This window comes from Agromyces sp. Marseille-P2726, from assembly GCF_902809835.1.
Lineage (GTDB): Bacteria > Actinomycetota > Actinomycetes > Actinomycetales > Microbacteriaceae > Agromyces.
The window spans coordinates 794,824-806,783 of sequence record NZ_CADDWM010000015.1 but is presented as its reverse complement, the minus strand read 5'-3'; the positions used below and the strand labels follow the sequence as shown (position 1 = coordinate 806,783).

The window sequence follows — 11,960 nt, the reverse complement described above, 5'->3', positions numbered from 1 at the left end:
CGCACCTTCGGATCGACGTCGGCGACCCCGTCGACCACCGCTGCGTCGGCCCGGCCCGCGGATCCCCGCCGTCGATCGGGTTCGGCGCGCCCCGCCTTCTCGGTGCTCGCGATGACCTTCGTCGGCGGGATGATGATCTCGACCGGCCTGCCGGCCCTCGCGGTCACCGCGAACGAGGCCGAGCCCCGAGCCTCCGTGTACGCGCCGGTCGAGGACTCGATCTCGTACGAGCCGCAGCACCTCGCCGTCTCGGGTGAGGCGGAGGTGAAGACGCTCTCGGCCGGGGGTTACTCGGTCGAGGCGGCGCCGCCGCCGATCGTCTCGGAGGTTGCCGGCGTCGGCAGCGTCTCGGTCGTCAAGTCGGGCCTCGTCGTCTGGCCCGTCGTCTCGTGGGAGAAGCGGGCATCGGGCTTCGGCCCCAGGGAGGCGCCCTGTGGCGGTTGCTCGACGTTCCACGACGGCATCGACTTCAACCCGGGCAACGGCACGCCGGTCATGTCGATCGCCGACGGCGTCGTCGTGCTCGCCACCGAGAACGGCGGCGGCCTCGGGGTCAACGTCGAGGTGCAGCACAACATCGACGGCGAGCTCATCACGAGCTCCTACGCCCACATGCAGTACGGTTCGCTGGCGGTCTCGGTCGGCGACCAGGTGACCGCCGGTCAGCAGCTCGGCCTCGTCGGCTCGACCGGCCAGTCGACCGGCCCGCACCTCCACCTCGAGATGTTCGGCGCCGACGGTGTGCGGTTCGACGGCTTCGCCTGGCTGTCGGCGCGCGTCGGCTGACGCGAACGCTCGACACGTACGGGCGCCGCTCGGCGCCGAGTGATTCGGCGCGGGCTCAGCTTCTGCTGAACCTGGGCTCCCGCTTCTCGAGGAACGCCGTCACGCCCTCGTGCTTGTCGTCGGTGCTGAACGCGTCTTCGAACCCCTCGATCTCGAGGCGCGACGCGACCTCAGTCGGCTGCCCTGCCGCCGAAACGAGCACCCGCTTGGCGAGGCCCACCGCCGACGGGGAGTTCATGGCGATCGCCTCGATCGTCTCTCGGGCACCCGCGAGCAGCGCATCGCGGTCATCGAATCGCCGCGCGACCAGCCCCCACGCGACGGCCTCGTCGATTTCGATGCGCCGGCCGGAGTAGATCAGCTCCTTCGCCCGGGCTGCGCCGATGGCGCGGGGGAGCCTCACGGTACCCCCGAACCCGGGGATCAGACCCAGCTTCACCTCGGGCTGGCCGAAGCTCGAGGCATCCGTCGCGTAGATGAGGTCGCACGCCAGCGCCATCTCGAGCCCGCCCCCGAGTGCGAAGCCGTCGACGCATGCGATCACCGGCGCCGGCAGCGCCTCGATCGCCGCAGCCACCCGATGCCCGAGCTCGGCCACCTCGGTCGCCTCGTCGGAGGTGCGCGAGGCCAGGCCCCGGATGTCGGCCCCGGCGATGAACGCCCTGCCGCCCGCGCCCACGAGCAGGACGCCGCGCGCGCCCTGCAGGTCGTCGGCCAACCGCGCGAACGAACGCTCGAGCTCGGTGAGCACCCCCACCGAGAGGGCGTTCAGCGATGCCGGGCGATCGATGGTGACGATCGCGACCCGGCCGTCGCGCTCCACGCGAACGGCGGCGTCCTCGTGCTGGTCAGCGGTCTCGGCATCCGACATCCTCATCGATCCCTTCCGTTCGGCCCTCGCGGTCGGCTCCACGCTACGGCATGTCCGTCGCCGGCACCGCCGAGTAGACTCCGAGCGGGCGGATGCCGCAGACGCTCGTGTCGCCCCGCCTCCTGCCGATCCACCGAGGAGCCTTCCCATGCCCACCATCACCGGTCGCGCCGCCGCTGCCGCTGCCATCGCCGGGCTCGCGACCCTGCTGCTCTCGGGCTGCAATCCCTTCGACGCCGTGAACCGAGAGGTGGAGGAGGCCATCGAGAGCCAGACGGGTGGCGAGGTGAACCTCGACGGCGAGCTGCCGAGCAACTTCCCCGAGTCGGTGCCGCTCATCGACGGCGACGTCACCTTCGCGGCCGGAGCGGGTGGCGAAGAGGGGTGGGTGGTCATCATCTCCTCGTCCGCCGCCGACGGCGTGGCCGACGCCGTGACCGCCCTCGAGGGCGCCGGCTTCTCGGAGGATCGGAGCGCGACCGGCCCGGTCGGGACGGTCGCCGCCTACTCCGACAGCGAATACGTCGTCTTCCTCGCGGGCGACGGCAACGCGGTCACCTACACCGTGGCCCCGAAGTCGTGAGCAGTCCGACCGCCGCGTTCTCGCCCGGCCGTCTCGGCACCTACGCGGTCGCCCTCGTCATCGGCGTGCTCTACGGCGTGGTCGCCACGGTCGGTCACCGTCACGTCATCCGCATCGGCGACGTGGTCATCCCGTGGGGACTCGTCGCGGCGCTCGGGGGCGTGCTCGCCCTCCTGCTGGGCATCCGCCTCGTCGCAGGAGGACGGGCGGTCGCGGCCGCGGCGGCCGTCGGAGTCGTCGGCGCGGTCGCCCTCCTCACCCTTCCCGGCTTCGGCGCATCGGTGCTCATCGCCGGCGACACCATCGGAACGATCTGGTCGATCGGACCGGCCCTCATCGCCGTGCTCGTCGTCGCCTGGCCCAACCTTCCGGTCTCCTCCCGCGACGAAGCATAGACTGGAGGCTCAGCCTCCGAAGGGACAGCGAGTCACCGTGACCTATGTCATCGCCCTGCCGTGTGTCGACGTCAAAGATCGGGCCTGCATCGACGAATGCCCGGTCGACTGCATCTACGAGGGTGAACGCATGCTGTACATCCACCCCGACGAGTGCGTCGACTGCGGCGCGTGCGAACCCGTCTGCCCCGTCGAAGCCATCTACTACGAAGACGACCTGCCCGAGGTCTGGGCCGACTACTACAAGGCGAATGTCGAGTTCTTCGACGACATCGGCTCCCCGGGCGGTGCGGCGAAAGTCGGCGTGATCCCGAAGGACCACCCGATCGTCGCCGACCTGCCGCCCCAGGTGCACTGAGCATGGCGCTCGGCGCGCTGCCCGACTACCCGTGGGACCTCATGGCGCCGTACCGCCAGCAGGCCGCGGCGCACCCCGGCGGCCTCGTCGACCTGTCGGTGGGTTCCCCGGTCGACGCCACGCCCGAGATCGTGCGGGCCGCCCTCGCCGCGGCGAGCGACGCCCATGCGTATCCGCAGACGATCGGCACGCCCGCGCTGCGTGATGCGATCGTCGAGTGGTTCGCGCGCCGTCGAGGGGTCACGGGGCTCGACGAGGCATCCGTGCTGCCGACCATCGGCTCGAAGGAACTCGTCGCCATGCTGCCGTTCATGCTGGGGCTCGGCGCCGGCGATGTCGTCGTCCATCCTCGTGCGGCCTACCCGACCTACGAGATGGGGGCGCTGTTCGCCGGAGCCAGAGCCTTCCCGTCCGACGACCCGAGCGAGTGGCCCGGCGAGACGCGCCTGATCTGGCTCAACACCCCTGGAAACCCCGATGGACGCGTGCTCGACCTCGACGAGCTCCGGGCGGCCCGCGAGCAGGCCCGCGCGATCGGTGCGGTCATCGTGAGCGACGAGTGCTACGCCGAACTCGGCTGGGATGCTCCGTGGGACACCGAGCGGGTGCCGAGCCTGCTCGACCCGAGGGTCACCGACGGCGATTTCGATGACACGCTCGTCATCTCCTCGCTGTCGAAGCAGTCGAACATGGCGGGCTATCGCACGGCATTCATCGCCGGATGCCGCACCTCGATCGCGCGGCTGACGAACGTGCGCAAGCACGCCGGCCTCATGCTCCCGGCACCGCTGCAGGCGGCCATGGTCGCGGCCCTGCGCGACGACGACCATGTGGAGGAGCAGCGCGGGCGGTACCGCGCTCGTCGCGACGTGCTGCGTCCAGCCGTCGAGGCGGCCGGTTTCCGCATCGACCGCAGCGAAGGCGGCCTGTACCTCTGGGCCACCGAGGGGCGCGACGCATGGGAGTCGATCGGTCGCCTCGCCGAGCTCGGGATCCTCGCCGGTCCCGGCCACTTCTACGGCGAGTACCACCCCCATCACGTCCGGCTCTCGCTCACCGCCACCGACGAGCGGATACAGGCGGCCGCATCGCGGCTGTCGGGCGCTGGCTCCTGAGTTCGCCAAGATTGTGACCGCCGACAACGGACGTCCGGATGTCTTGGCGGATGCAACAGTGTGCCGACTCCACGTCTAGGCTGTATTCGGGCCGCGGCCACGACAGGCCCCTGACTGGAGAGCAGGTGACCGCACAAGTGACCATCACAGGAGGCGCCGTGAGCGACGTCGTGAACGAGGCGGACGGGCATCGACCCGCGGTCGCGACCCTGAGCTTTCCCGGCGGCAGCGCCGAATTCCCCATCCGTCCAGCGGTCGACGGCTCCTCGAGCATCGACATCTCGACGCTCACCCGCCAGACCGGCCTGACCGCACTCGACTACGGCTTCGTCAACACGGCGTCGACACGCTCCGAGATCACCTACATCGACGGTGCGCAGGGGATCCTGCGCTACCGCGGGTACCCCATCGAGGCGCTCGCCGAGAACTCCACCTTCCTCGAGGTTGCCTGGCTGCTCATCTACGGCGACCTCCCGACGGCCGACCAGCTCTCGGACTTCGACGAGCGCATCCGGCACCACACGCTCCTCCACGAGGACCTCAAGCGGTTCTTCTCGGCGCTGCCGCACACGGCGCACCCGATGGCGGTGCTGTCGAGCGCGGTCTCGGCGCTCTCGACCTACTACGAGGACTCATCCGACCCGCACGACCTGCACCACGTCGAACTCACCATGATCCGGCTGCTCGCGAAGCTCCCCGTGATCGCCGCGTACGCGCACAAGAAGAGCCTCGGGCAGGCGTTCCTCTACCCCGACAACTCGCTGAACTTCGTCGACAACTTCCTCCGCCTGAACTTCGGCAACATGGCCGAGCCGTACGTCATCGATCCGACGCTCTCGAAGGCGCTCGACCGGCTGCTCATCCTCCACGAGGACCACGAGCAGAATGCGTCGACCTCGACGGTGCGCCTCGTCGGCTCGACCGGGGCCAACCTGTACGCATCGATCTCGGCCGGCATCCAGGCACTTTCGGGTCCCCTGCACGGCGGCGCCAACGAGGCGGTCCTGCAGATGCTCGCCCGCATCCGCGACTCCGGCGAGGGCGTGGCGAGGTTCGTCGAGCGCGTGAAGCGCAAGGAGGACGGCGTGAAGCTCATGGGCTTCGGCCACCGCGTGTACAAGAACTACGACCCGCGCGCCAGGCTCGTGAAGGAGTCGGCCGATGCCGTGCTGGCCGGGCTCGGCGTGAACGATCCGCTGCTCGATCTCGCCAAGGAACTCGAGCAGATCGCCCTCGAGGACGACTACTTCAAGGAGCGGCGCCTCTACCCGAACGTCGACTTCTACACGGGGGTCATCTACAAGGCGATGGGATTCCCGACCCGCATGTTCACGGTGCTCTTCGCGATCGGGCGACTGCCCGGGTGGATGGCGCACTGGCGCGAGATGAACCTCGACCCGCAGACCAAGATCGGGCGTCCCCAGCAGCTGTACGTCGGAGAGTCGGAGCGCTCGTACCCGACCGCCTGATCTCGAGACGCGTTCGGCTGCGCCGAGCGCTCCTCGATCAGCGGAGCACCGGTCGTCAGCCGCCCGCAGGGCGGAGGTGCAACGTCTCGCTCGCGGCATCCTGAACCGCGTCGATCGTGTGCGGCCATGAGCGGAGCTCGCCGCGCTGCCAGATCGGCGTCTGGTCGGCGTAGTGTCGGTGGAACGCGTGACCCGACGCGCCCGTGAGGTTCACCCATCGCGAGGAGTCGAGGTCGTCGAGATCGACGATCATGCGCATGGACGGGACCCAGTCGGCCTCGTAGCCGAGGCTCGCGTCCCAGCCGATCGCATTCACGATGCTCGATCCGCCGCCGACCTCGTACGGGCCACGGTTGAAGAGCCACTCGATCGGTCCGATGCCGGATTCGCCGAAGCTCGCATTCCTGAGCGTGAGGGTGTGCAGTCGACCCCATCGCCACGAATCGGGGTCGCTGCCCATGCGCCGGGACGATTCGCGCCAGGCCGCGTCGAGCGCATACTCGATCATCTCGTCGCGCCCGGCGAGGCCGTGTTGCTCGTTCGACCACCAGGACGCGTCGGGATCGTCGAGCAGGGAGCCGACGACCCGGAACCACCGGTCGCCGCCCTCGGGCCGCGTCTCCGTCGGCAGGGTCGCGAACATGAGTTCGAGCAGGTTGCGCCAGAACACCGCGAAGTACGCCGCCTCGGCGCTGTCGACGTCGGCCCGTGCGTCCCATCCCTGCAGGAGGTCGGCGCCACGGGCCGCGTCGCCCTCGAAGTCGAGCTGGCCGATGACGGGAAGGAAGGCCTCGGCATTGGGGTCGGCGGTGTCGAGCTGCATCTCGGCGAGCTCATCGGCGGTGAGAAGATCGCCCTCGGTGATGTGCTGCTGCAGCATCCGCTCGATCTCAGCCGCTCGATACCCGAGGTCCCAGTCCTGGGTCAGCATGGGGCCGTCGGTACTCACCGGGTTGTTCGCGGTCACGATGTAGCCCCGCGCCGGATTCAGCATCGACGGGAGTTGGTCGAACGGCATGGTGCCCGCCCAGCCGGTCTCGCTCGTCCAGCCGGGGAGTGGAACGGTGCCGTCGCCCGACTTGCGGATGGGGATCGAACCGGGAGCCTGATAGCCGATGTTGCCGTCGACGTCCGCGTAGAGGAGGTTCTGTGCCGGCACGGCGAACATCGCCGCCGCCGCACGGAACTCGTCCCAGTCCTGCGCGCGATTGAGCGCGAAGACGGCCTGCGCGGTCGTTCCCGGCGTGAGTGCCGTCCATTGCAGCGAGACGTCTTCGACGTCGTCGGGCTGGTCGGAGGTCGCCGTATACTCGCCGGCGACTGTGGCGAAGTCGTTGCGGATGTCGGTGACGATCGGACCGCGCGCCGTCGAGCGCACCGTGATCGTGACGGGGTCGCCACCCGCCACCTCGATCGTCTCCTCGCGGAGGGTGAGCGGCAGCATCACGCCGTCGTACTCGTAGGTGTCTCCGACGACGCGCTCGAGGTAGAGGTCGGCGACGTCGGGCCCGAGATTCGTGAAGCCCCACGCGATGCGTTCGTTGTGCCCGATGATGACGCCCGGCAGGCCCGAGAAGGTGTAGCCGCTCACGTCGAACCCGCATGCCTCCGAGAGCTGCGCGCAATGCAGCCCCATCTGGGCCCAGATCGACGGCATCGCCGGCCCCAGGTGCGGATCGTTGGCGAGCAGCGGCATCCCGGATTCGGTGTGGGCACCCGAGACGACCCACGAGTTCGAACCCAGGTCGCCGCCCTCGGGTCCGAGGAGCGCCGGCACCTCGTCGAGCAGCGCCCGCAGGTCCAAGGGCGCTGCGGCCGCCGCGTCGGGGGGTCTCGAGACGCCGACGGCGTCGGCTCCTCGACCCGCAGCAGGGGCGGCGGGTTCGACGGTGGTCGATGCCGGCGCTGCGCCGACCGCGCCCTCCATGATCGTGGGCATCGAGCCCCACGGGAAGTCGGGATGGAGGCGCTCGACCTCTTCGGGCGGCAGGGCAGTCGCGAGCAGAGCCCGGTCGATCTCGTCGCCGAGGTTCGACCGGAGGTCCCAGGCCATGGCCTTCAGCCAGGCGATCGAGTCGACCGGAGACCATGGCTCGGGGGAGTAGTCGGGGTTCTGCAGCCCGAGCACCGCGTATTCGAGCGACAGGTCGGCGCCACTGCGTTCGTCGAGGTACGCGTTGACACCCTCGGCGTAGGCGTCGTAGCGGGCGCGCGACGCGTCGTCGAGCATGTCGTACTCCGCTTCGGCCACGCCACGCCAATCGAGGGTTCGGATGAACGCGTCGGTGGCGACCTGCGCTTCGCCGAAGAGCTCCGCCACCCGTCCGGCGGTGACGTGCCGGCGGAAGTCCATCTCCCAGAAGCGATCCTGGGCGTGCACGTAACCCTGTGCCAAGAACAGGTCATGATCGGTCTCGGCGACGAGCTGGGGGATGCCGAGGTCGTCCCGGTAGACGGTGACGGCGGCGGCGAGCCCCGGCACCTCGATCCGACCGCTCGTCGTCGGGAACGACCGTTGCACCGTCCACCAGCCGAACCCCGCCGCGGCGAGGCCGAGTACGAGCACCGTCACGAGCATGCCCGTGAGGAACGCGAGGCCGCGGTGCCTTCGGGTTCGTGGTGCGTCAGTACCCACGTCACTCCTTCGTGATGCGCATGACGACGGCCGCCACGAGGCGGCCTGGATCCACTGTAGTCGACGGTGCGGGCGTCACCCTCAGCCGTGCAGGGCGGCGTTCAGGGCGACGCCCTCGCCCCTGCGTGAGAGCGCCTCGACCTGACCGTTCAGCGAGTTGCGTCGGAACAGCAGGTTCGGAACGCCCGACAGCTCGAGCGCCTTCACGGTGCGGGGCTCGTCGTCGCCGGCGCCCAGTACGACGACCTTCGTGCCCGCGGTGACGTAGAGTCCGGCCTCGACGACGGAGTCGTCGCCGATCGAGATGCCGATGCCGGAGTTCGCGCCGAGCAGCGATCGTGCGCCGATCGAGACCCGCTCGGTGCCGCCTCCGGACAGCGTGCCCATGATCGAGGCGCCGCCGCCGATGTCGGATCCGTCGCCGACGACGACGCCCTGCGAGATGCGGCCCTCGACCATCGATGCGCCGAGCGTGCCGGCGTTGAAGTTCACGAACCCCTCGTGCATCACGGTGGTGCCGGGCGCGAGGTGGGCGCCCAAGCGGACTCGCGCGGCATCCGCGATGCGCACCCGGTCGGGTGTCACGTAGTCGAGGAGCCTCGGGAACTTGTCGAGCCCGATCGCATGGATGCCCGCCCGCTGCAGCGCGGGTCGCAGCCGGGCGAAGTCCGCCGGATGCACCGGCCCCGCGTTGGTCCACACGACCGCGGGGAGATGACCGAAGATCCCATCGAGGTTCAGCTCGTTGGGTCGCACGAGCAGATGCGACAGCAGGTGCAGCCGGAGGTACGCGTCGGCCGTGCCCGATGGCGCCGCGTCGAGGTCGACCGTGACGGTGACGGCTTCGACGGTGACGGCCCGGCGTTCGTCGCCGCCCGCGAGCGTTTCGAGCTCGACCGGCACGGCGGAGGCGTCGGGCCGGCCGAGTGCGGGTGCGGGATACCACGCGTCGAGCACCGTGCCGTCGGCGGAGACGGTCGCGAGCCCGTGACCCCACGCGACGCGGTCGGCACGGTCGGAAGCGGTGTCGTCAGCAGGCATGGATCCAGCGTACGTTCCCCGAGCCCGTCGGCGGCGACGCGCTCGGCGCGCGAGCGCGTCGAGGGGTGCGCCGATCCACCGGCCTAGACTCGGTCCATGCCCGCACTCGACCTCACCGCCGACTCGGTCTCGATCGCGCAGGCGATCTGCGATGTGCCGAGCGTCTCGGGCGACGAGACCCGGCTCGCCGACCTCATCGTCGAAGCGCTCGCCGGGGCGACGCACCTCGACGTGATCCGCGACGGCGACACCGTGGTGGCGCGCACGAACCTCGGCCGGGATCGCCGGGTCGTGATCGCGGGGCACCTCGACACCGTGCCGATCAACGGCAACCTTCCCACCCGCATCGAGACGCTCGACGGTCAGCCATACCTCTGGGGTCGCGGCACCGTCGACATGAAGTCGGGCGTCGCCGTGCAGCTGAAACTCGCGGTCGAGCTCACCGAACCCATCGTCGACATCACCTGGATGTGGTACGACCACGAGGAGGTCTCGGCGGAGCTGAACGGGCTGGGCCGCCTCGCCCGCCGCCGCCCCGACCTCTTCACAGGCGACTTCGCGATCCTGGGCGAGCCGTCGAACGGCCACGTCGAGGGTGGATGCAACGGCAACCTGCGCGTCGAGCTCCGAGCGTACGGCCTCCGGGCACACTCGGCGCGGAGCTGGGTCGGCGAGAATGCGGTGCACAAGCTGGCGCCGGCGCTCGAGCGACTCGCGGCATACGAGGCGCCCACCGTCGAGGTCGAGGGCCTAGCCTATCGCGAGGGCCTGAATGCCGTGGGCATCTCCGGCGGCATCGCCGGCAACGTGATCCCCGACGAGGCGATGCTCCACGTCAACTACCGGTTCGCACCGAATCGCACGGTCGCGCAGGCCATCGAGCACGTCCGGGGCATCTTCCCCGAGTACGAGCTCACCGTCGTCGACGAGGCCGAAGGCGCCCGGCCCGGACTCGATGACCCGCTCGCGCAGCACTTCGTGCGCGCAGTGGGGGCCGAGGCGCGCCCGAAGTACGGCTGGACGGATGTCGCGCGGTTCAGTGCCCTGGGCATCCCCGCGGTGAACTTCGGGCCGGGCGACCCGCTGAAGGCGCACGCCGACGACGAACGCGTCGCCTGCGACCAGATCCTCTCGTGCGAGCGCGCCCTGCGCGCGTGGCTCACCGGAGCGGCCTGAGGCGGCGATGACGAGCACCCCGCTCGAACGCGAGCGCGATCCGTTCCGAGCGACGAGGCGGTCGCCGAGGGTACGGTGGCGCCTGCTGCCGTGGTGGGCGAAGGTCGCACTCGTCTACGTGGGGGCGCGCGCCGTGACGACGATGATCGTGCTCGTGCTCGCGAGCGTGCAGGGTCCCAACGCGTGGACCGGTGCCCGGCCGGGCTACTTCGAGTACGCGAACCTGTGGGATGCCCGCTGGTACCAGATCATCCTCGCCAACGGATACCCGACCGAGCTGCCGCTCACGGACTCGGGGCATGTCGCCGAGAACGCCTGGGCGTTCCTGCCGGTGTATCCGGCGATCGTCGGGGGACTCACCTGGCTCGGCGTGCCGTGGAACGTCGCGTCCGTCGTCATCGCGTTCGCCGCCGGACTCGGCGCCGCACTGGTCTTCCACCGTCTCATGTCCCGCTTCCTGGAGTCCGACCGGGCGCTCTTCGCCGTGGTGCTGTTCTGCGTCGCGCCGGTCGCTCCGATCATGCAGTTCGGCTACGCGGAGTCGCTCGGCTTCCTCTGGCTCGCGCTCGCGCTGCTCCTGCTCGTCGATCGGCGGTACGAGTGGCTCTTCCCGGTGATCGCGGTGTGGTCGTTCACGCGGCCCGGGGCGCTGGCGTTCGCGTTGACGCTCGCGTTGCACTGGGCGTGGCGCTGGTTCCGGCGGCACCGGGAGGCGTTCCCGATGCGAGAGCGCGTGCTCGCGGCATCCGCCGCCGTCTTCTCCGGGCTCGCGGGGCTGGCGTGGCCCGGCGTCGCGTGGGCGGCCACGGGCGACCTGCAGGCCTACACCGAGACCGAGCTCGCGTGGCGGTCGGCCTACATCGGCTACCGGGAGCTCGTGCCGTTCACCCCGTGGTTCCAGTCGGGCGACTGGTGGCTCGGACAACCGCTCGGCACCATCGTCGTCGTCGCGCTCGTGATCGGGTTCGCGCTTGCGCTCCTGTCGCCGGCGGTGCGCCGCCTCGGCGTCGACATCCGCCTGTGGTCGGCGAGCTACGCGCTCTACCTGCTCGCGGTGTTCTTCCCGCAGTCGAGCACGTTCCGCATCGTCGCTCCGCTGTTCCCGCTCCTCGGTGCCCTGGCACTGCCTCGGCGCAGGTGGTATCGCTGGGCGGTCGTGGTCGCGTTCCTCGCGCTGCAGGTGGGCTGGCTGCTCATCTGCTGGGGCATCGACGGGCGGGACTGGACTCCGCCCTGATCCGTGCCGGCGACGCCCGCGATTCGGGGCGAGTCGTGCACAAGGCTCACCGCGATTTCCCAGCACCGCTCGGGATGCCCGATAATGGAAGGGAAGCCACGAAAGGGGTAGCTCAATGGCGGCCATGAAGCCACGCACCGGAGACGGACCTATGGAGGCTGTGAAGGAGGGTCGCCTCATCATCGTGCGGGTGCCGCTCGAAGGCGGTGGTCGTCTGGTCGTGTCGGTGAACGACGCCGAGGCCAAGGAGCTGTACGACGTCCTCGGCGGCGTCGTGAACGCCGCCTGATCGAC

12 protein-coding genes are annotated in these 11,960 nt (G+C 70.0%); 9 read left to right on the top strand and 3 right to left on the bottom strand.

Translation table 11 applies throughout. From position 1 onward, the window contains the following. The first annotated feature begins 111 nt into the window (after positions 1-111). Positions 112-786 carry a M23 family metallopeptidase gene (locus HUS56_RS16410; protein ID WP_173924449.1) on the top strand — a complete coding sequence of 225 codons (675 nt, stop codon included), beginning with the start codon at positions 112-114 and terminating at the stop codon, positions 784-786. 55 nt (positions 787-841) lie between these two features. Here the strand turns inward: HUS56_RS16410 and HUS56_RS16405 are convergent, their stop codons facing one another. Further along, a complete protein-coding gene (locus HUS56_RS16405) occupies positions 842-1,657 on the bottom strand; it encodes an enoyl-CoA hydratase/isomerase family protein (RefSeq protein WP_217424044.1) in 816 nt (271 codons plus the stop codon). Between the two features lie 148 nt (positions 1,658-1,805). On the opposite strand from HUS56_RS16405, the gene HUS56_RS16400 reads away from it, so the two are divergent. From HUS56_RS16400 to HUS56_RS16380, 5 genes are all read left to right on the top strand, one after another. Beyond that, positions 1,806-2,240 carry a hypothetical protein gene (locus tag HUS56_RS16400; protein ID WP_173924447.1) on the top strand — a complete coding sequence of 145 codons (435 nt, stop codon included), beginning with the start codon at positions 1,806-1,808 and terminating at the stop codon, positions 2,238-2,240. Next, a complete protein-coding gene (locus HUS56_RS16395; RefSeq protein WP_173924446.1) occupies positions 2,237-2,635 on the top strand; it encodes a hypothetical protein in 399 nt (132 codons plus the stop codon). Before HUS56_RS16400 ends, HUS56_RS16395 begins: the two co-directional genes overlap by 4 nt. Before the next feature lie 37 nt (positions 2,636-2,672). After that, on the top strand, positions 2,673-2,993 hold the full coding sequence (gene fdxA / locus HUS56_RS16390) for a ferredoxin (RefSeq protein WP_173924445.1): 321 nt from the start codon (positions 2,673-2,675) through the stop codon (positions 2,991-2,993). A gap of 2 nt (positions 2,994-2,995) precedes the next feature. Next, positions 2,996-4,108 carry a succinyldiaminopimelate transaminase gene (gene dapC / locus HUS56_RS16385; RefSeq protein ID WP_173924444.1) on the top strand — a complete coding sequence of 371 codons (1,113 nt, stop codon included), beginning with the start codon at positions 2,996-2,998 and terminating at the stop codon, positions 4,106-4,108. A 158-nt stretch (positions 4,109-4,266) separates the two neighbouring features. Beyond that, positions 4,267-5,577, top strand: a complete 1,311-nt coding sequence (locus tag HUS56_RS16380) for a citrate synthase (protein ID WP_254431500.1) — start codon at positions 4,267-4,269, stop codon at positions 5,575-5,577. 55 nt (positions 5,578-5,632) lie between these two features. Here the strand turns inward: HUS56_RS16380 and HUS56_RS16375 are convergent, their stop codons facing one another. Both HUS56_RS16375 and dapD read right to left on the bottom strand, forming a co-directional pair. Then, entirely contained in the window at positions 5,633-8,212 is a 2,580-nt protein-coding gene (locus tag HUS56_RS16375; protein WP_254431499.1) for a penicillin acylase family protein, read from the bottom strand. A gap of 81 nt (positions 8,213-8,293) precedes the next feature. Continuing rightward, positions 8,294-9,253 carry a 2,3,4,5-tetrahydropyridine-2,6-dicarboxylate N-succinyltransferase gene (dapD, locus tag HUS56_RS16370; RefSeq protein ID WP_173924442.1) on the bottom strand — a complete coding sequence of 320 codons (960 nt, stop codon included), beginning with the start codon at positions 9,251-9,253 and terminating at the stop codon, positions 8,294-8,296. 96 nt (positions 9,254-9,349) lie between these two features. On the opposite strand from dapD, the gene dapE reads away from it, so the two are divergent. The 3 genes from dapE (at position 9,350) to HUS56_RS16355 (ending at position 11,955) form a co-directional block, all read left to right on the top strand. Further along, positions 9,350-10,429, top strand: coding sequence for a succinyl-diaminopimelate desuccinylase (gene dapE / locus HUS56_RS16365; RefSeq protein ID WP_173924441.1), 1,080 nt, complete (start codon positions 9,350-9,352; stop codon positions 10,427-10,429). A gap of 7 nt (positions 10,430-10,436) precedes the next feature. Beyond that, positions 10,437-11,666: a hypothetical protein gene (locus HUS56_RS16360; protein WP_254431498.1), complete on the top strand. Its 1,230-nt coding sequence runs from the start codon at positions 10,437-10,439 to the stop codon at positions 11,664-11,666. A 115-nt stretch (positions 11,667-11,781) separates the two neighbouring features. Next, complete coding sequence (locus HUS56_RS16355) at positions 11,782-11,955, top strand: DUF3117 domain-containing protein (protein WP_019179788.1); 174 nt, start codon at positions 11,782-11,784, stop codon at positions 11,953-11,955. The last annotated feature ends 5 nt before the right edge of the window (positions 11,956-11,960 follow it).

Coding starts and splice junctions, on each gene's coding strand:
- HUS56_RS16355 (WP_019179788.1), top strand. CDS start 11,782: ATGGCGGCCATGAAGCCACGCACCGGAGACGGACCTATGGAGGCTGTG.
- HUS56_RS16405 (WP_217424044.1), bottom strand. CDS start 1,657: ATGTCGGATGCCGAGACCGCTGACCAGCACGAGGACGCCGCCGTTCGC.
- dapC (WP_173924444.1), top strand. CDS start 2,996: ATGGCGCTCGGCGCGCTGCCCGACTACCCGTGGGACCTCATGGCGCCG.
- HUS56_RS16360 (WP_254431498.1), top strand. CDS start 10,437: ATGACGAGCACCCCGCTCGAACGCGAGCGCGATCCGTTCCGAGCGACG.
- HUS56_RS16410 (WP_173924449.1), top strand. CDS start 112: ATGACCTTCGTCGGCGGGATGATGATCTCGACCGGCCTGCCGGCCCTC.
- dapD (WP_173924442.1), bottom strand. CDS start 9,253: ATGCCTGCTGACGACACCGCTTCCGACCGTGCCGACCGCGTCGCGTGG.
- HUS56_RS16400 (WP_173924447.1), top strand. CDS start 1,806: ATGCCCACCATCACCGGTCGCGCCGCCGCTGCCGCTGCCATCGCCGGG.
- dapE (WP_173924441.1), top strand. CDS start 9,350: ATGCCCGCACTCGACCTCACCGCCGACTCGGTCTCGATCGCGCAGGCG.